The sequence below is a fragment of the Methylobacter sp. Wu8 genome (genome assembly GCF_036440755.1).
GTDB classification, from domain to species: Bacteria; Pseudomonadota; Gammaproteobacteria; order Methylococcales; family Methylomonadaceae; genus Methylobacter_A; species Methylobacter_A tundripaludum_A.
This window is the reverse complement of the sequence record NZ_JAZGVT010000059.1, coordinates 1-17787: the sequence shown is the minus strand read 5'-3', so window position 1 is coordinate 17787 and position 17787 is coordinate 1. Positions and strand designations below refer to the sequence as shown.

Annotated in this window: 17 protein-coding genes and 1 tRNA gene; 14 read left to right on the top strand and 4 right to left on the bottom strand. The window is 49.3% G+C overall.

Annotation, left to right across the window (positions count from 1 at the left end; translation table 11 throughout):
* The first annotated feature begins 13 nt into the window (after positions 1 to 13).
* From V3O24_RS08685 to V3O24_RS08650, 8 genes are all read left to right on the top strand, one after another.
* Positions 14 to 1309, top strand: coding sequence for an AAA family ATPase (locus V3O24_RS08685; RefSeq protein WP_331306964.1), 1296 nt, complete (start codon positions 14 to 16; stop codon positions 1307 to 1309).
* The gene (locus V3O24_RS08680) at positions 1309 to 1743 is read left to right on the top strand and encodes a hypothetical protein (RefSeq protein ID WP_331306963.1); all 435 of its coding nucleotides are present in this window, start codon (positions 1309 to 1311) and stop codon (positions 1741 to 1743) included. The genes V3O24_RS08685 and V3O24_RS08680 overlap by 1 nt, the downstream gene beginning before the upstream one ends.
* A 116-nt stretch (positions 1744 to 1859) precedes the next feature.
* Entirely contained in the window at positions 1860 to 2018 is a 159-nt protein-coding gene (locus V3O24_RS08675) for a hypothetical protein (RefSeq protein ID WP_331306962.1), read from the top strand.
* A 59-nt stretch (positions 2019 to 2077) separates the two neighbouring features.
* On the top strand, positions 2078 to 3751 hold the full coding sequence (locus V3O24_RS08670) for a formate--tetrahydrofolate ligase (protein WP_331306961.1): 1674 nt from the start codon (positions 2078 to 2080) through the stop codon (positions 3749 to 3751).
* Positions 3752 to 4068: 317 nt separating this feature from the next.
* Positions 4069 to 4878 (top strand): spermine synthase, encoded by an 810-nt coding sequence (locus V3O24_RS08665; RefSeq protein ID WP_331306960.1) that lies wholly within the window; start codon positions 4069 to 4071, stop codon positions 4876 to 4878.
* On the top strand, positions 4878 to 7049 hold the full coding sequence (locus V3O24_RS08660; RefSeq protein WP_331306959.1) for a YgiQ family radical SAM protein: 2172 nt from the start codon (positions 4878 to 4880) through the stop codon (positions 7047 to 7049). Before V3O24_RS08665 ends, V3O24_RS08660 begins: the two co-directional genes overlap by 1 nt.
* A gap of 37 nt (positions 7050 to 7086) precedes the next feature.
* Positions 7087 to 7162: transfer RNA gene (locus V3O24_RS08655), tRNA-Thr, on the top strand.
* 233 nt (positions 7163 to 7395) lie between these two features.
* Positions 7396 to 7647 carry a hypothetical protein gene (locus V3O24_RS08650; RefSeq protein ID WP_331306958.1) on the top strand — a complete coding sequence of 84 codons (252 nt, stop codon included), beginning with the start codon at positions 7396 to 7398 and terminating at the stop codon, positions 7645 to 7647.
* 83 nt (positions 7648 to 7730) lie between these two features.
* On the opposite strand, the gene V3O24_RS08645 is transcribed toward V3O24_RS08650, so the two are convergent.
* The 3 genes from V3O24_RS08645 to tmpT form a co-directional block, all read right to left on the bottom strand.
* Complete coding sequence (locus tag V3O24_RS08645; RefSeq protein ID WP_331306957.1) at positions 7731 to 8447, bottom strand: hypothetical protein; 717 nt, start codon at positions 8445 to 8447, stop codon at positions 7731 to 7733.
* Between the two features lie 150 nt (positions 8448 to 8597).
* Positions 8598 to 8849 (bottom strand): Fic/DOC family N-terminal domain-containing protein, encoded by a 252-nt coding sequence (locus V3O24_RS08640; RefSeq protein WP_331306956.1) that lies wholly within the window; start codon positions 8847 to 8849, stop codon positions 8598 to 8600.
* A 669-nt stretch (positions 8850 to 9518) separates the two neighbouring features.
* Positions 9519 to 10160 carry a thiopurine S-methyltransferase gene (tmpT, locus tag V3O24_RS08635; protein WP_331306955.1) on the bottom strand — a complete coding sequence of 214 codons (642 nt, stop codon included), beginning with the start codon at positions 10158 to 10160 and terminating at the stop codon, positions 9519 to 9521.
* A gap of 304 nt (positions 10161 to 10464) precedes the next feature.
* Between tmpT and V3O24_RS08630 the strand changes: the two genes are divergently transcribed.
* Positions 10465 to 10899 (top strand): helix-turn-helix domain-containing protein, encoded by a 435-nt coding sequence (locus V3O24_RS08630; protein WP_331306953.1) that lies wholly within the window; start codon positions 10465 to 10467, stop codon positions 10897 to 10899.
* Between the two features lie 12 nt (positions 10900 to 10911).
* Here the strand turns inward: V3O24_RS08630 and V3O24_RS08625 are convergent, their stop codons facing one another.
* Positions 10912 to 11820, bottom strand: coding sequence for a MerR family transcriptional regulator (locus V3O24_RS08625; RefSeq protein ID WP_104423090.1), 909 nt, complete (start codon positions 11818 to 11820; stop codon positions 10912 to 10914).
* Positions 11821 to 11911: 91 nt separating this feature from the next.
* Between V3O24_RS08625 and V3O24_RS08620 the strand changes: the two genes are divergently transcribed.
* The 5 genes from V3O24_RS08620 (at position 11912) to V3O24_RS08600 (ending at position 17599) form a co-directional block, all read left to right on the top strand.
* On the top strand, positions 11912 to 13078 hold the full coding sequence (locus tag V3O24_RS08620) for a sigma-70 family RNA polymerase sigma factor (protein ID WP_331306951.1): 1167 nt from the start codon (positions 11912 to 11914) through the stop codon (positions 13076 to 13078).
* A 36-nt stretch (positions 13079 to 13114) separates the two neighbouring features.
* Entirely contained in the window at positions 13115 to 14275 is a 1161-nt protein-coding gene (hflK, locus tag V3O24_RS08615; protein WP_104423088.1) for an FtsH protease activity modulator HflK, read from the top strand.
* Complete coding sequence (gene hflC, locus V3O24_RS08610; protein ID WP_104423087.1) at positions 14272 to 15132, top strand: protease modulator HflC; 861 nt, start codon at positions 14272 to 14274, stop codon at positions 15130 to 15132. Before hflK ends, hflC begins: the two co-directional genes overlap by 4 nt.
* Before the next feature lie 24 nt (positions 15133 to 15156).
* Complete coding sequence (ftsH, locus tag V3O24_RS08605; protein WP_331306948.1) at positions 15157 to 17052, top strand: ATP-dependent zinc metalloprotease FtsH; 1896 nt, start codon at positions 15157 to 15159, stop codon at positions 17050 to 17052.
* Positions 17053 to 17158: 106 nt separating this feature from the next.
* Positions 17159 to 17599 (top strand): hypothetical protein, encoded by a 441-nt coding sequence (locus tag V3O24_RS08600; RefSeq protein ID WP_331306947.1) that lies wholly within the window; start codon positions 17159 to 17161, stop codon positions 17597 to 17599.
* Positions 17600 to 17787 lie beyond the last annotated feature (188 nt).

Below are 17787 nucleotides of genomic sequence, written 5' to 3'. Positions count from 1 at the left end.
TTAGGAAAGATTAATGGAACGCATCGAAATTAATGGCTTCTTAACCATAGATCACGCAGATTTTGAGATACGAAAAATTAATATCTTAATTGGTGCGCAAGCCCAAGGTAAAAGCGTTATTGCCAAGCTTGCCTACTTTTTTAAAAACTTCTTTCCAGATATTTTTATTCCATCAGTCGAAAAATTTGAAACAAAACGGGAAATTGAGAAGAAATGTTTGGCTCAATTTGAAGAGATTTTCCCCCGGTATTCATGGATAAACCAAGAGTTCTCAATTGTTTATACAAATGGGAATTATGAAGTATCTATTGTAAGAGTCAGAGCAGGCAATAAATACACATTGAAGCTAAGTTATTGCAAAGAATTGACTGACTTACATAGAGAATTAAAAAACTTTTACAAACTGGCTTTAGATGAATTAGATGCACGACAGATAGAACAAAAATACAGAAGCACACTTCTACCAAAAGAGTGGATCTTCTATCAGACAGTTTCTGAAAAAATAAAAGATTCCGTATTTAGTAACATAAACAGAAGACCTATCTTTATTCCAGCTAGCCGGTCTTTTTTTGCAAACTTACAAAAGAATATTTTTTCATTCCTTGCCAGTAACATCGATATAGACCCGTTCATCAAAGAATTTGGTTCTCACTATGAAAATTCGAAACGACTTCATCACGATGATCTTTTAGGCGATAACGCTAATGAAGCGACCAGAAAAAAAGTAGATAAACTTGTTAGCGATATAGTTGTTGGTGAATACGTTTACGCAGAAGAACAGGACTGGATTTTATATAATGGCAATAGGACTAATTTGGCGAACGCTTCATCAGGCCAACAAGAATCGTTACCTATGCTTTTGATGCTGAAACTTTGGCCTTTTGCTTCTGAAAACATCAGCCCCTCAATATATTTCATAGAAGAGCCCGAAGCGCATTTGTTTCCCATATCGCAAAAGCAAATTATCAGCCTTATTGCCACGATATATAACACCTTCGGACATTCCTTTTTTATAACCACGCATAGTCCTTATATATTAACGGCGATAAATAATTTAGTGGTCGGACAAGACGCCTACAACAAAGCCAATGGCGATAAAAACAAGCTAAAGAAACTCGGAAAAGTCCTGCCTGCTGATGAGCTGATTCGTTTGGAGGATGTGTCCGCTTATACATTAAATAAAGGCAAGCTCGAATCCATCATCGATATGGAAAACCGTCTGATTGGCGCAAATCTGCTTGACGCAGTCTCGGATGAATTCGATACGGCGTTTAGCGTGGCTACTGAGATTTTGTACGGTGCTGAATAATGGATTATGGCAATTGCGCAACTCAAACAACCAACAAATTGATAACAGCCAATGAAAACAACAGAAAGCTGACGATAAAAAATCCATCAGGAAAAGTGGTAAGAAAAATCAAAGTCGATGGCTGTTTGATTGTAGATTCAAGCAAGCGTTGCGACTACATGTTTGAAATTATTGATAACGCTGCTTCTGATAAAATTTGCAGTGTAATTTATGTCGAATTGAAAGGCCGTCATATACAAGAAGCCTATGACCAATTAGTTGCCACTATCGACAGATTTATTGATGATCATCGCGGAATTAAAAAAGGCTGTCACATTGTCGCATCAAGAGTGCCAAGAACCGGGCCAGAAGTGCAGCAATTGAAAATTGAAATGTTAAGGAAAAAACAGGCACAACTTACCGTAAGCACTATTCAGGCTTTCGTAACCATTTAATCTATTGACATATCGTTCTCGCATTACCTTACACAGCTAAAGATTTGAACAGGAAAAATTAATGACACATTCCATTCAAGAAATAACCGCAAAAAATCAGCGCACTCCCTGAGCCTATGCAGCAAGAAATATTCGATTTTATTGAGTTCATGCACGTCAAAGCTGCCCGCCTGGCAATGTCGTCCAAACAAAATCCCGCTTTGTTAAGAGAGGACGCATTAGCAGCCGATTGGAATCGGCCTGAAGAAGATGAGGCATGGGCGAGTTATCAGTAGTAGCCCACGCCTACGAATACTAAAAACCAAATTCAACCAACTTTTTTGAAAATATAAAAATGTCAGACATAGAAATAGCCCAACAAGCCAATATGAAACCGATCATCGGCTTGGTTAAAGAACAATACGGCATCGACGCCGAACACCTGGACCCTTACGGTCATTACAAAGCCAAGATGTCTCTGGAATACGTGGGCAGCCTGTCCGATAAACAAGACGGCAAGCTGATTCTGGTTACCGCGATCAGCCCTACCCCGGCCGGCGAAGGCAAAACCACGACTACCGTGGGCCTCGGCGATGCGATGAACCGCATCGGCAAAAAAACCATGATGTGCCTGCGCGAGCCTTCATTAGGCCCGTGCTTTGGCGTAAAAGGCGGAGCGGCGGGCGGCGGTTACTCGCAGGTTGTGCCGATGGAAGACATCAACCTGCATTTTACCGGCGATTTTCACGCGATCGGCGTGGCGCATAACCTGCTGTCGGCGTTGATCGACAACCATATCAATCACGGCAACGCGCTGGACATCGATCCGCGGCGCATCCAGTGGAAACGCGTTGTCGATATGAACGACCGCGCCCTGCGTAACATCGTGGTCGGCATGGGCGGCCCCGCCAACGGCTATTTGCGTGAGGACGGTTACGACATCGTGGTGGCTTCCGAAGTCATGGCAATTTTATGCTTGGCGACCAGCCGTGCGGATCTTAAAGAACGCTTGGGCCGCATCGTGATCGGCTATAAATCCGACCGGGTAACGCCGGTTTACGCCCGCGACTTGAATGCGCAAGGCTCGATGGCGGCGTTGCTGAAAGACGCGATAAAACCGAACCTGGTGCAAACGCTGGAAAACAATATCGCGATTATCCACGGCGGGCCGTTCGCCAACATCGCCCACGGCTGCAACACCGTAAGCGCGACCAAAACCGCGCTGAAGCTGGCCGATTATGTGGTGACCGAAGCGGGTTTCGGGGCCGATTTGGGCGCTGAGAAATTTATCGACATTAAATGCCGCATGGCCGGGCTCAAACCGTCCGCCGTGGTGCTGGTCGCCACGGTCAGAGCGCTTAAATTCCACGGCGGCGTGGTTAAGGAAGAGTTAAACCAGGAGAATCTGGCCGCGCTGGAAAAAGGTTTTGAAAACCTTGAGCGCCACTTGCATAACATCACCCACCATTACGGCCTACCTTGCGTGGTGTGCATCAATCACTTCACGTTCGACACCGATGCGGAAATCGCGTTGCTGAAGCAAAAATGCGAAGCCTTGGGCGCCCAATGCGTGGTTTCCACGCATTGGGCGAACGGCGGCGCGGGCGCTGAGGAATTGGCCCATGCGGTCAGCGACATCGTCGACAACCGCGAACCCGAGTTTAATTACGTCTACGACGAAAACCTGAGCCTCTGGGAAAAGATCGAAGCCATTGCAACCAAGCTGTACGGGGCCGGCAGCGTCACCGCAAACGCCAAAGTGAAAGCACAGCTGGCCGCATGGAATGCCGATTACGGCAAGTTCCCGATCTGCATGGCGAAAACCCAAATGTCGTTTACAACCGACCCGAACGCCAAGGGCGCGCCTTCCGGGCATGTTGTTGAGATCAGCGATGTCCGGCTGGCAAACGGCGCCGGCTTTATTGTCGCGATTGCGGGCGACATGATGACGATGCCGGGCCTGCCTAAAGTGCCTGCGGCTGAACGTATCGATATTGACGATAACGGTAAAATTACCGGATTGTTTTAACCTTCAAGCCGGGGTTCAATCTGTTGAGTCCCGGCTTTATCTCCTTCTCATCGGAAACACTACAATTTCACCCCGCTGTCGTCATTTGTACGCACAGCAACTTAAACAGTAGGCGCTTTAGGCGACACAGGAGCAGTTTGCCGAGGAGCGGAAGCTTTGAACAATTTACACATACAAGGCAAGCCTTGTACTCCGGTGAACACGAAGCTATACCTCCGATTCCCCCCTACGCTCGCCGAACAGCCGAATCAACACACCAGCCAAACCTCATTCTGCTGTATAATATTTAGCCAATCCTTTAAGAACTCCCCGCGTTTATGTATAGATATGAAGGCCGCGTTATCCACGAAAGCCACGATGATGACGGCATTTTAGAAGTTGTCGAGCGTGACGGCGTAAGGTCGCTGCACTTTGGCTCGTTTCCCCGGCAGAGCAGTATGCTGTTGGCCGACCCGGATAAACTGTACCTGAATTATGTACGCTGCATGACCAGCTGGATGTTATTTAAGCCCACGCTTGATGACGAAGCTTTAATTATCGGTTTGGGCGGCGGCTCATTAACCAAGTACCTGCTGCATCATTTCCCGGAATGCCGATTGAGAGCCGTCGAATACAGGGCGAGCGTGGTCAAAATCGCACGCAGCCATTTCGGCCTGCCGCTGGACCCGCGCCTGAAGGTTATCATCGATGACGGCGCGAAATATGTCCGCCAGCGAACCGACAGCCAAAGCGGGCAATACAGCCTGGTGTTTGTTGACGCGTTCGACCATGAAGGCATGGCGCCGTCAATCAGTAATCATGCGTTTTTCGATGCCTGCAAAATGCTGTTAAAAACAGACGGCATGCTGGTCATCAATCTTTGGGGCGGCCTTAAAAACCCCTTATTCCAGCAAGCGGCGCTGTGGCTGGGACAGACTTTTGACTGGCGGATTTTATTTCTGCCGGTTAAAGACAGGGGCAATATTATCGGCCTGGCCTTCAACGAAGGGGCTCCGCTCTATTCCCTGAAAGACCTGCGAACCCGGGCCATCATTCTTGAGCAGCTTTACCAGATCGAATTTGTCTCTTATTTAAGGGACATCATCAAGCACAATTCCAGCGTCATCAACAACTCGATAAGAAAATAATGTCTACCGCCTTGCAAACCGAACCCAATCTTTTTAGCTACCGCCTGTACTGGGCGCAGCGCTTCGGCATTGCCCCGGTTCTGCCGATGAGCAAAGCTGAAATGGACGAACTCGGCTGGGACGCCTGCGACATAATCCTGGTGACCGGCGACGCCTATATCGATCACCCCAGCTTTGGCATGGCGCTGATTGGACGGTTGCTTGAAGCGCAGGGATTCAGGGTCGGCATCATCTCCCAGCCGGACTGGACCAGCGCCAAGGATTTCATGAAGCTTGGCCGCCCGAACCTGTTTTTCGGCGTGACCGGCGGCAACATGGACTCGATGGTCAACCGCTATACCTCGGACAAAAAAATCCGCTCGAACGATGCCTACACCCCCGACGGCGTAGCGGGCAAGCGCCCTGACCGCGCGGTTAACGTCTACTCGCACCGCTGCCGCGAAGCTTACAAGGACGTGCCGATTATCATCGGCGGCATCGAAGCCAGCTTGAGACGCATTGCGCATTACGATTACTGGTCGGATAAGGTCAGGAAATCGGTGCTGCTGGATTCCAAAGCCGACCTGCTGGTTTACGGCAATGCCGAACGCCAGATCGTCGAAATCGCCCATCGTCTGGCTAACGGCGAAACCATATCGGAACTGAAAGGCATACGCGGCACCGTGCATTTCGTCAAACAAATACCGGAAGGCTTTGCGATTAAGGACTCCACTGACATCGATCATCCGGGAGCGGTCATGCCACCGCAAAATCCTTATCAAGAAGAGCCCGCTTGCGATAAAAAACCGGATCCGGGCAATGCCGACGAAAAAATCATTCATTTTGATAAATCGCTGCTCAGAAACCGGCGCTCGCAAACCGTCATCCGCCTGCCCGCCTACGAAGCGGTAAAAGACGACCCGATACTGTATGCCCACGCCTCGCGGGTCATGCACGGCGAGACTAATCCCGGCAATGCGCGCCCGTTGATTCAGCTGCACGGTGCCCGGCAGGTGTGGATCAATCCGCCCCCGATTCCGCTGACCACCAAGGAAATGGACGGCGTGTTCGACCTGCCCTACTCCCGCGTGCCGCACAAAGCCTACGGCAACGCCAACGTGCCCGCCTTTGAAATGATCCAGCATTCGGTCAACATCATGCGCGGCTGTTTTGGCGGCTGCACTTTCTGCTCGATCACCGAGCATGAGGGCCGCATCATCCAAAGCCGATCGGAAGATTCGATCATCAAGGAAATCGAAGCCATCCGCGACACCTCGCCCGCTTTTACCGGCCATATTTCCGACCTGGGGGGGCCTACCGCCAACATGTACCGGCTGGCCTGCAAAGATCCGAAAATCGAGGCCGCCTGCCGCAAACCGTCCTGCGTTTATCCCGGCATTTGTCCCAACCTGAATACCGACCATACCCCGCTGATCAAGCTCTACCGCAGAGCCCGCGCATTGCCCGGCATCAAGAAAATCTTTATCGCGTCCGGTTTGCGTTACGACTTGGCCGTGGAATCGCCGGAATATGTCAAGGAGCTGGTCACCCACCATGTCGGCGGCTACCTTAAAATCGCCCCGGAACACACCGAGCAAAGCGTATTATCCAAAATGATGAAGCCGGGCATGGGCACTTACGACCGCTTCAAGGACATGTTCGACAGATTTTCCAAGGAAGCAGGAAAAGAACAATATTTAATCCCCTACTTTATCGCCGCCCATCCCGGCACCACCGATAAAGACATGCTCAATCTGGCGTTATGGCTAAAGCGTAACGGCTTCAGGGCCGACCAAGTGCAGGCCTTCTTGCCTTCGCCGATGTCCATCGCCACCGCGATGTATCACTCCGGCAAAGACACGCTGCATAAAGTCAGCCGAACCGTAACCGACATCCCGATCCCCAAAAGCGTCAAGCAACGCCGCCTGCACAAAGCCTTCCTGCGTTATCACGACCCCAAGAACTGGCCGTTATTGCGCGAAGCGTTAAAAGACATGGGCCGCAGCGATTTGATCGGCAACGGCAAGCAGCATTTGATCCCCAGCTTCCAGCCCAAAGGCACGGTTGAAACGCCCGAAAAAATCCAGCGCTTTAAAACCAAATATACCGGACTGGACAGCACCCGTTCAGGAAAAAGCAAGCCGCAGCCTGTCAACAAAAACAAGGCAAAAAGAAAGCCAAAAAAGTACTAGCCAAGAAAAAAATGTTGTGTATAATACGCGCTTCTTCGCTGGTGTAGCTCAGTCGGTAGAGCAGCTGATTTGTAATCAGCCGGTCGCGGGTTCGATTCCCATCGCCAGCTCCAAGAATATCAAGGCTTTAGGTGCAAATCTAAGGCCTTTTTTATGTCCGCTAAAAAATTAATAGGCCTATAATAGGCATTTCAAAAAAACACCTATTAAATAAAACACAAAAAGACCGTCGCAACGGTTGCCAAATTTTAGGATAAAAAGTAAAGAGTAAAAAACGGACGGTACTACTTACGCATGCCCTTCGCTTTGTTGCGAATCATTGTTAATTAAATAAAAAAAACAAGTTATGGACACACAAGAAAAAATCGAAATTTTAGAGCGCGTCGTAGCTCAACTACTAGCTTTACAATTTCACGATGCTGAAGGAAAAGAAAGTATCCTTGAACACCTTAAAGAAGGTGTTCAAGAATCGATAAAAAGAACAAACAGGACAAATGAGAATGCATCAGATTTTCTGGACTTATTATTTAAAGATGCATTGGAAACATCAAATGAAATAAATGAAAGATTTCAACGTTTCAAAGACCAAAATAAATAGACCTCGTATAATGCGCCCTATGCAAAAAAGCCGGTGATTAAACCGGCTTTGATTTTGATGGTTAATCAATAACCGTGAAGAATTTATTGTGAAATGATAAATTTGTTTACTTCACCCTCCTGAACATTGACCTCTTTCGTTTGATAACCTCCTTGTTTTTGACTGTCAGTATAATAATAAAAACCATTATACCTAACAGAGTTTACGTCCCAGCTTACATTTACCGTAATAACCCACTTGCCCGATGGAACCTTGTGAAACTCAAAATTACCCTGAGCATCGCATTGGCTGGTTTTTAGTAAATTCTTTTCGTCTTGGCTTAACTTTTCTATGGCTGCGTAACCATTGGCAACATCATTAAATAACTGATTAAAATACTCAGTATTTGGGTGCATTTCAACAGGATTTCCGGCGCACGTAACAACTCCACCACCTTTTTGAGTCAAGAACGCCTGACCAGTCACCGTGTTTGAGCCAGTTGTATATCCCTCTTTGCTAAAAGTGGGCATTTTGTAAATCGGGTTCCCATCTTTGCAACTAAAATATCTACCAGTGAATGAATCAGTGCGTCCCTTCCGGTGCATGACAGCAGCATTTGAATTAACAATTGTCGCTCTCTTTTTAAACCACTCCTTGCAATCTTTTTCTGTGTCGGTGCATTGCTCCACTTTTCCATAATCAACGCACGGCATACCATCGACCGAATTAAAAATACCAACATCCTGCCAACCAGGATATTTTAAATTTGCACACCCGGCAAACGATACACAGGCCGCCGCAATTATTAATTTGTTTTTCATGGATTCACTTTGTCCTTTATTGATTGGGCGGTATTTGTGGATTGCAGTTTAAATCAGGCCTAGATGTCATTTTTTTTATTATTTTGTCGTTCGTTCCATTCAGCAAGATTGCGTTTTGAAACGATTATTAACGAAGAAGTAGATATGTCTTCATCCCTTCTTAACATGGTTAGTGATCTTGCTCGATTGTGTGGACTCCTTTAGCACATGCATACTGATAAACAGATCGATATTAGGGATGTAGTCCGAATACATATCCAGCCGCCCCAATTCACGATCTGCCTGTCCCAGCAACTGAATCAACGCCATGTCATCAAGCACCCAGCCTCGATTGATCGGGTTAGGCTGAAAACTCTTATAATGGGTTTGCTGATCGATCCGACCTGCCTGAAAATCTTTCATTGCCGTGGCTTTTCCTACAAATTAAAACAGTCTTGTTTGATAATTTAGATTATATAGAAAAACTAAAATAACACAGGCTGCTATTTTAGTTCTCAATGCTACTTTGTTATATCGCTCTTGTTTATTACATTATCACATTGACTTTTCCGCTTATGGGGTTTGTTTTGATAGCCTTGATTTGCGGAAATTTCTCTATGCGGATCTATGAGACAAAACAGGCTTAACCCTGTATCACATCAGCGTTTGAGTGTGCCAAAATGCGAACCGGGAAAGCAAAAAATCACACCCTAACCCCTATCTTGTCTGTGTTTAAGTGCGTTAATTACTGCTGCGCGGTTATCTGTACGAAAACAATACACAAAAAACCGACAACCCTTTAAGGCAATCGGCTGTCTGCTTGCTCTCCGGCCTGCTCAGCGCCGCAATAAGCGGTCATAATGTCCATGATTTCATGAATCGCTGCGTTTATAGCGCGCCAAACACAAGCTCGTCATAAATACGGCCTCCACGCGCGTTTTCGAACTGAATGACTATCGAGTCCAATGTTCTTTCGTCCATAGGGCCAACAGTATCGTTTAAGTCAGCTTTATCGGCTATTTTGGCTACTGAAAGGCGGTGTGATAAATCTACGGTGTTTGATTTAGTGTTTATGGTTTAATTTCCGGCTATTTATTTGGCTTTTTGGAGCAACCAAGCGATCTCTATTGTGTCAACTTTCCCCTTCAATCCGCCCTCAACATTCTTGCGTTCAACAGGCTTCAATTGGTAAGTAGAGCCATAATGTTGCTTTACTTCGTGCTCGTTAACTGAAAACGGTGGGCCAGCCATCAGCAGTTGATTGTATTCATAAGAGATCAGCAGCTGCGGCGCTGCGCCGGTTATGTTCATCAGGTGTGACGCATATTGCTCTCGTATGCCGGCAGGCAGGGCAACCAAAGCCGCGCGATCGTATATCGCGCTTAGGGGGCCAAGATATTCAGCAGACACGTCAAAAATATCACCCACTAATATGTCGATACCTTTAGCGCTGTAGCGGGCCAATTCCCCAATTTTGGAGATTTCCGGCTCCAAGCCAAGTTCTTTAAATAAATCGTTAACGGCGAGTTCGCTCAATTCTGCGCCAACAACTCGATAACCGCAGGCAAGCAACCAGGCAATATCACGTGTCTTGCCACACAACGGCAGGAATACACGACTACCCTTTGCCGGATTTAATTTTTCAAAATGTTCTATTAGAAACGGGTTTACCTCAGTTTCATGAAAACCAATATCACCCCGTTCCCATTTTTGATGCCAAAAACTTGCTTCCATATCGACTCCTTAAATTCTTCAAGAATAAATAACATGCCACCAACTTAATGGCTTAAGGGTTTGGTTAAAAATAACGTCCCGAAATCACTGTCTTCTGTCGTCAAGCCTTTCGTACTGCCCCTTCGGCTACGTTCAGCACGAAAGGCCTTGTCGAAGGGCTCAGGGCGAACGGAAAAATTTTACCCGATCCATATTAGGAAGTTATTAACGACCGTACCCTAAATGTTGTGCTAAGTTGTGTTCAGAGCTAGGATAAAAGCTCAAGTCAACTTGAAGTCAAGCATTAATTACGACGGGTGAAATAATGGATATAGCGGAAGTTGCAAAGGCATCTGGATTACCAGCCTCAACATTACGATTTTATGAAGAAAAAGGACTGATCCAGTCAAACGGCCGCTTTGGCTTGCGCCGTCTATTCAGCGCCAATGTTATAGCGCGTCTGGCTTTAATATCTTTGGGACGTAGCGCCGGTTTCTCGCTTGATGAGATTGGTGAAATGTTTACCCCTGAAGGGCCTGACATTAATAGAACGTTGCTTTTAGCCAAGGCGGATGAGCTGGACAGCAAAATTAAAGAACTGACCTCTATGCGTGATGGGCTCCGTCACGCAGCGGCCTGCAATGCGCCAAACCATTTTGAATGTCCAAAATTTCTTCGCCTCCTCCGTGTTGCCGGTAAAAATCGGTTTAGGCAAGCAAATAACAAACTTAAGCGAAAAGTGCGAACCTATTTGCCCTAACGCCATGCAATATCAGACCTTATCCAGCATCCGCCACTGCTGAGCTTTACTGTAAAAATGGCTGATGTCTGTAATCAATTCGCAGCCTTGTGATGGCGGCACCGAATGCCGGCTCCAATGTTCCGCGCCATTCCCCCCTATCCATACCGCCGAATCAGCGGTTTCTTTTGCCTCGACGACAATTTGCAGCTGTTCAATGGTTGCAGGTTCAGGCGGCGTTTTCGTCATACCGATAACGACAATATCGGGTTTTAAATGCCGGACAGCTTCGACAATATCCTTGCCGGGCAGATTAGCACCCAAATAATAGCAGCGGTACTGTTGGGCGGCCGCCAGCAGGCAGCTTAGCAAAATACCGAATTCATGCGGTTCATCGCTCGGCGTGGCGAACAGCATGGCCGGGCCGCTGCTTGACGTGTTGTACAAGCTGTGGGCCATGCTCAACACGATGCGTTTCACGCAACTGGAAAACATGTGCTCCTGGGCTATGCTCAGTTTCTCTTGATGCCAAAGATCGCCTACTTTTTCCAGGGCCGGCAACAAAATGTTGCGGGCGTAATCCAGCGGCTCGCTGGCCAGCAAGGCACGCTTCAATAACAGCTCGCAACGGTCGATCCGATAGTCCAGAACGGCTTCAACAATCTGATCCAGCAACGGAGACGGCGAGTCTTTCTGCACGCCTTGAGCCCGCTGTTGCAGGTCGCGCAAGGCCTCGCAATTCAAACCGGCGATTTTGCTGATGGTATGGCCGTTGCGCGTCAGCTGGGCAAGCAATGTGAGCTTTTCCAGATCCTGCTGTGAATACAGGCGGCGGCCATTATCGCTGCGCGTCGGGGTGATGCCCGCATAACGGCGCTCCCAAGCACGCAGGGTTTCGGCGCTCAGTCCGGTCAAAGTGGTGACTGCTTTTATCGAATACATTGTTTATGTTTTGTATATAATTTTATTTGACAAATATTGTACATTGCAGTAATTTTAGTTCCAAGCTAAAAACATAACAACAGGCCAAGCCATGACAGAAGCCGTACTCAATGCAGCGAATTCAACCACGTTGGTTAGCGAAACCGAACCGCTTTCGCTTGCGATAAACCTGGAGCAGGCCAGGCAGCATCTGCTGTCGCTGTTGTTGGCCGATGATGAAACGTTGACGTTCTTGATCAAGCACTGCCTGTCTCATTTGGACAATGACCTGGATATTTGCCAAATAATCAGCGACAAAACAGTTGACGCGATTATTGTACAAGGATCCGATTTTGTACAGCCTAATCTTGTTCAAGATTTCCGCTATTTACTGAAAAACTCCACCGACTGGTCTTCGTTGCGCAGCCTGCATTTTTTACCGGGTTTTTTAATCGAAGCCTCCGGTTTGTTCTTGTCCACGGTTAGTCATCGTCCGGCTATTAAAGGTTACCGGCTGGAGCTTGCCCAAGCCGCCCAATCATTGCAACGGCTTAGACAGCAAATGATTGCCGGCAATATCGGCTTGGTCGCATTTGTCGCGCATAAAAACAAAACCACAGTACTGAGTTTCGACGACTTGCTTCAGGAAGGCGTGATCGGATTGATCAAGGCGGTCGATCGTTTCGATCCTTATCGCGGCTTCCAGTTTTCCACCTATGCGATGCCCTGGATAAAACAGGCCATATCCCGGCTGATCGTTAAACAGGAAAAAATCGTTCGCCTGCCGGTATCGTTGGCGGAAAGAGCCGGCGCGGTATTTGAAGCGATGCGCATCACTTATCTGCAAACCGAGCGCTGGCCCAGTATCGAACAATTAAAAAAGCTCTGCGACTTAAGCGAAGACGAGATCAAATCTATCAGGAGCTATTACCAAGCCAACCATTCGCTGGATGCGGAAACCGAGGAAGATGAAGGACTCGCGTTGATGGCCGGCATGAAGCAACAGCAATTTGCGCTGCCGCTCGATGAGCTGATTGACAGCAATTTGAGCCAATATATCGATCAGGTGGTCGCCACGTTGCCGGACAAAGAAGCGGCGATCCTTACTATGCGCTTCGGGTTAAAAAATCACACGGAAATGACCTTGCAGGCCATTGCGGATCAACTACAGGTAAGCCGGGAGAGAGTCAGGCAGATACAAAACGAAGCGTTAAAAAAACTTAAAAACCAGTTTGGTTACGACCTGATGCTGTTCCTTGAACCCAATGACAGCTACTAAAACCAGATCGCGCCACAGCAACATTGAGGAGGGGTTATGTCATCAGAAAAGCACAATACAACCAAACCAACCCAGCAACCGGACTGGAAGTTTGAGTTTGAAAAACACTGGAAAACATGCTACCGAAAGTCGGTCGGCTATTTTACCAGCCATAAAAATCAATTCTCGCTGCCGAAAATCGCTGGCGTTGCCTGCGGCGGCTTGTCGCTGATTTGGCTGGCGAGCGGCGTTTACATTGTTGATGAGGGTAATCGCGGCGTGATCACCCGCTTTGGCGCTTACAGCGAAACCACCCAACCGGGTCCGCATTGGCATCTGCCGATGCCGATCGAGAAAGTCGCGATTGTCAATGTCGAGCAGCAACGTTTTATCGAAGTGGGCTACCGGGACAGCGGCCGAGGCAGCAAGGCGGCTAGCATTGCTCAAGAATCGTTGATGCTGACGACCGATGAAAACATCGTTAATGTGCATCTCGCCGTGCAATACCAGATTAATAACGCCCGTGATTATCTGTTTAACGTCAAGAACAACGAAGCAACGCTGAAGCAGCTGACCGAGAGCGTCGAGCGCGCGGTGATCGGCGCCAGCAACATGGACTATGTGCTGACCGAAGGGCGTAGCGAAATTGTCGCCCGGATCAAAAACGACATTCAGGCGGCAATGGATGACTACAAGGCCGGCATCATTATTGCTAGCGTCAATTTGCAGGACGCCCAGCCGCCGGAAGAAGTGCAAGGCGCTTTCGAAGACGCGATCCGCGCTCGGGAAGACAAACAGCGCTTGATCAATGAAGCCGAAGCCTACAGCAACGAGATTATCCCCAAAGCGCGCGGCGCGGCGTCCCGTTTGCTGCTCGAAGCGGAAGCTTACGAAGCGGAAAAAATAGCCAAAGCCAAAGGCGAAACCGAGCGCTTCGACCAACTGCTGGTCGAATATGAAAAAGCCCCGGCCATTACCCGTAAGCGCTTGTACCTGGAAGCCAGGGAAAAGCTGCTCAGCGGCACCAACAAGATCATTGTCGATGCCGGTCAAAGCGCACCGCAGCTGTACATGCCTTTGCAAAATCCGGTTTCGCATCCGGCGGCGGAGAGCAAAGCACCGCAAGCGGAAGCAACTGCCGAAGCCGCCGCAATTGACAAGAACCACGGCCCAAAAACGGCCGCCAACAGCTTACGTCCAAGCCGGAGTAAACCATGAGCAGAACACACATTTTGTTACCCGCCAGTTTCATCCTGTTAATACTGGCCTATCTATCGGTTTTTTATGTCCTGGAACATCAAAAAGCCATCTTGTTTCGTCTTGGCGAAATGGTCTCGTCAGACTTTAAGCCCGGACTCCATGTTAAGACCCCCATCATCAATAAAGTCAGTACATTTGATGCGCGTGTGCTGACCTTGGACGCCAAGTCCGAGCGTTTTCTTACCTCTGAAAAGAAGAATGTAATTGTTGACTCGTTTGCCATGTGGCAAATCGGTGATGTGGGTCTTTTTTACACCACGGTCGGCGGCGATGAATATCAGGCCAATTTGCGCCTCGATCAAATCATGAAGGATGCGATGCGCAGCGAGTTCGGCATCCGCACGATCAAACAGCTGATCTCCGAAGACCGCAGCGAACTGCGCCGCACCTTGCTGGACAAACTATCGCCGGTGGCGGCCAAGTTCGGCATCGAACTGATCGATATTCGTATCAAGCGTATCGATTTGCCGCAGGAAGTCAGCAATTCGGTTTATCAACGGATGCGCGCCGAACGGGAACGGGTGGCCCGGGAGTTCCGCTCGCAAGGCGCTGAAACCGCCGAGCAAATCAGCGCCGAGGCCGACAAGCAGAAACAGGTGATCCTGGCCAATGCCCGGCGCAACGGTGAAAACATTCGCGGCCGCGGCGATGCCGGGTCAGCGGATATTTATGCGAAAAGCTTCGGCAAGAACGCCGAATTTTACGCCTTCTACCGCAGTCTGGAGGCTTATCAGACGGCGTTTGAAAAAACCCAGGATACGCTGGTGCTAAAACCCGATTCCGATTTTTTCAAATACTTTTCCAAAGAAAATTAACGACTCAGCGGAGAGGCGAAAGTCATGAAAATATATATTTTTCGCATCCTGGGCATTTGCGTGATCGGCGCCGTGTTATACAGCATCGTCAACCGCACCTCCCCGGATTATGAGGAAAGCTATGCCGTGCCTTATTCGGATTTTATCGAAAGCGTGCGCAGTCGCAGCATCTCGGAAGTGGTGATCAACGGCGCTGATATAGAAGGCCGCCGCAGCAACGGCGAGCGTTTTAACACTTACAACCCCAACGATCCGCGCCTGATAGACGAGTTGCTGGAATACGGCGTCAAAATCAAGGTGGAAAAGCCTCAGGTCCCTTCGACTTTTACCCAGATCCTGATTTCCTGGGCGCCGATGCTGTTTCTGATCGCCTTGACGGTCTACTTTCTGCGCAAACAAACCGGAGGGGCGGGCGGACAAATGGGCTTCGGCAAAAGCCGCGCCAAGCTGATGGCCGAAGATCAGGTCAAGGTCCGTTTTTCCGATGTCGCCGGTGTCGAAGAAGCCAAGCAGGACGTGGTGGAAATGGTCGATTTTCTTAAGGATCCCGGCAAGTACGAAGTGCTGGGCGGCAAAATACCGCGCGGGGTGTTGATGGTCGGCCCGCCGGGCACCGGTAAAACGCTGCTGGCCAGAGCAATCGCCGGTGAAGCCGGGGTGCCGTTCTTCTCGATCTCGGGTTCCGATTTTGTCGAAATGTTTGTCGGTGTCGGCGCGTCAAGGGTGCGGGATATGTTCGCGGAAGCCAAAAAACGTGCGCCGTGCATTATCTTTATCGACGAAATCGATGCGGTGGGTCGGCATCGCGGCAACGGCGGCATGGGCGGCGGCAATGACGAGCGCGAACAAACCCTGAACCAGCTGCTGGTCGAAATGGACGGTTTTGACGGCAACGAAGGCATTATCGTGATCGCCGCGACCAACCGCGCCGATGTGCTAGACAAAGCCTTGCTGCGGCCGGGCCGCTTCGACCGCCAGGTGCAGGTCGGCTTGCCCGACATCAAGGGCCGCGAGCAAATCCTCAAAGTCCATGCCGACAAGGTGCCGCTGGCCGATGACGTCAACATCAACGACCTGGCGCGCGGCACTCCGGGTTTTTCGGGAGCCGAACTCGCCAACCTGATTAACGAGGGTGCTTTGTTTGCAGCCCGTAGCAATCAGCGCGTGGTCACGATGAACGACCTCGACAAGGCCCGCGACAAGATGATCATGGGCGCGGAAAAACGCACGATGGTGATGAGCCGGGACGACCTGTTGATGACCGCTTATCACGAGGCCGGTCATGCGATAGTCGGCCGGATCGTACCCGACCACGACCCGGTTTACAAAGTCAGCATCATGCCTCGCGGCGGCGCATTGGGCATCACTATGTTCCTGCCGGAACGCGACCAATACAGCGCCGGCAAGGACAAGCTGGAAGGCCAAATCTCCAGCCTGTTTGGCGGCAGGGTTGCGGAAGCGTTGATTTACGGCAAAAACAAAGTCACCACCGGCGCGTCCAACGACATTGAACGCGCCACGCAATTGGCGCGCAACATGGTCACCAAATGGGGCTTGTCGGATCGCCTCGGCCCTATGGATTACGGCGATAGCGAGGGCGGCTACATGGGGCCGCAAGCCAAGCCGATGTCCGAGAAGATGGCGCAAGTCATCGACGAGGAAATCCGTCATGTTATCGATACCAACTATCAACGCGCCGAGCAAATCCTGAAAGACCATATCGATATTCTGCACAACATGGCGCATGCGCTGCTGGATTGGGAGACGCTGGACAAGTACCAGATCGACGAGTTGATGCAAGGGCGGATGATTGCTCCACCCGAGCCGGTTGAAGATGCCGATGAACCCTTGGTCAGCGAGATTGCGCTGGGTGACGGCGGCAGTAAAACCCCGGAAGACTCGCGGCTCGCGGCTTCCTGAATCAAACCGAATCAGGCCGGACTCGCCCCCGGCTCACCTATCCTCCTCTATATGCCCTTCAAACTCTGTATTTGTGGAGGGCATCTTTTTTTCCCTGGAGATGATTATGATCGCCAAATTTTTTAATCCAAAAAAACTGCAAGTACTGAGCACGGTGCTGGCCGTTAATTTTAATGTCGCCGTTATTTTTCTGCTGGTTGCCAGCCTTGTTTCCGCCGCCGGCAGTTCATTGTTTTTCGACAACAACAGCGAACTTTACGGGCCATTGGCCGGCAACCTGCGTTTAATGCTGATTTATTTAACGCTCAGCCAATTTGGCGCGTACTGCTTTTGCAGCTTCAGCCGGAACTACCGCGCCTTAGTCCCGGTAGGCGTGTTTTGGTTGCTGCTTACGGGGTCAATTGAATTCTACGGCCAAGTCAACCAGATCCCCATAGATGAAGATTACGGCTGGCTCTTCTTGTATTTGGGCCTGTCTAATTTGGGTTACGGCGGCATTATGGCTATCAACATGTCTGAATACCGGGATGTTGATTCAGGCACATAGACCGGCTTGGCGGACAATTTCCTGAGCTACGAAAAAATTCCAGGCCGATTATTTCAATCCTTAGCAGGATAAGCAGGGCAATCGCGCTTAAATTATTCCGATGATACGAAGTAAATAATCATTGTCCCATCCGGCCTTTAACCGTTTGATCTTGATACCGACTTTAGACGTTTTTTCAGCCTTGATCA

Bases quoted from the DNA above. Each gene is read 5' to 3' on its own strand.
- V3O24_RS08600 (WP_331306947.1), top strand. From the start codon at position 17,159: ATGATCGCCAAATTTTTTAATCCAAAAAAACTGCAAGTACTGAGCACG.
- V3O24_RS08675 (WP_331306962.1), top strand. From the start codon at position 1,860: ATGCAGCAAGAAATATTCGATTTTATTGAGTTCATGCACGTCAAAGCT.
- hflK (WP_104423088.1), top strand. From the start codon at position 13,115: ATGTCATCAGAAAAGCACAATACAACCAAACCAACCCAGCAACCGGAC.
- V3O24_RS08685 (WP_331306964.1), top strand. From the start codon at position 14: ATGGAACGCATCGAAATTAATGGCTTCTTAACCATAGATCACGCAGAT.
- V3O24_RS08620 (WP_331306951.1), top strand. From the start codon at position 11,912: ATGACAGAAGCCGTACTCAATGCAGCGAATTCAACCACGTTGGTTAGC.
- hflC (WP_104423087.1), top strand. From the start codon at position 14,272: ATGAGCAGAACACACATTTTGTTACCCGCCAGTTTCATCCTGTTAATA.
- V3O24_RS08680 (WP_331306963.1), top strand. From the start codon at position 1,309: ATGGATTATGGCAATTGCGCAACTCAAACAACCAACAAATTGATAACA.
- V3O24_RS08640 (WP_331306956.1), bottom strand. From the start codon at position 8,849: ATGAAAGATTTTCAGGCAGGTCGGATCGATCAGCAAACCCATTATAAG.
- V3O24_RS08665 (WP_331306960.1), top strand. From the start codon at position 4,069: ATGTATAGATATGAAGGCCGCGTTATCCACGAAAGCCACGATGATGAC.
- V3O24_RS08670 (WP_331306961.1), top strand. From the start codon at position 2,078: ATGTCAGACATAGAAATAGCCCAACAAGCCAATATGAAACCGATCATC.
- V3O24_RS08625 (WP_104423090.1), bottom strand. From the start codon at position 11,820: ATGTATTCGATAAAAGCAGTCACCACTTTGACCGGACTGAGCGCCGAA.
- ftsH (WP_331306948.1), top strand. From the start codon at position 15,157: ATGAAAATATATATTTTTCGCATCCTGGGCATTTGCGTGATCGGCGCC.
- V3O24_RS08650 (WP_331306958.1), top strand. From the start codon at position 7,396: ATGGACACACAAGAAAAAATCGAAATTTTAGAGCGCGTCGTAGCTCAA.
- V3O24_RS08660 (WP_331306959.1), top strand. From the start codon at position 4,878: ATGTCTACCGCCTTGCAAACCGAACCCAATCTTTTTAGCTACCGCCTG.
- V3O24_RS08645 (WP_331306957.1), bottom strand. From the start codon at position 8,447: ATGAAAAACAAATTAATAATTGCGGCGGCCTGTGTATCGTTTGCCGGG.
- tmpT (WP_331306955.1), bottom strand. From the start codon at position 10,160: ATGGAAGCAAGTTTTTGGCATCAAAAATGGGAACGGGGTGATATTGGT.
- V3O24_RS08630 (WP_331306953.1), top strand. From the start codon at position 10,465: ATGGATATAGCGGAAGTTGCAAAGGCATCTGGATTACCAGCCTCAACA.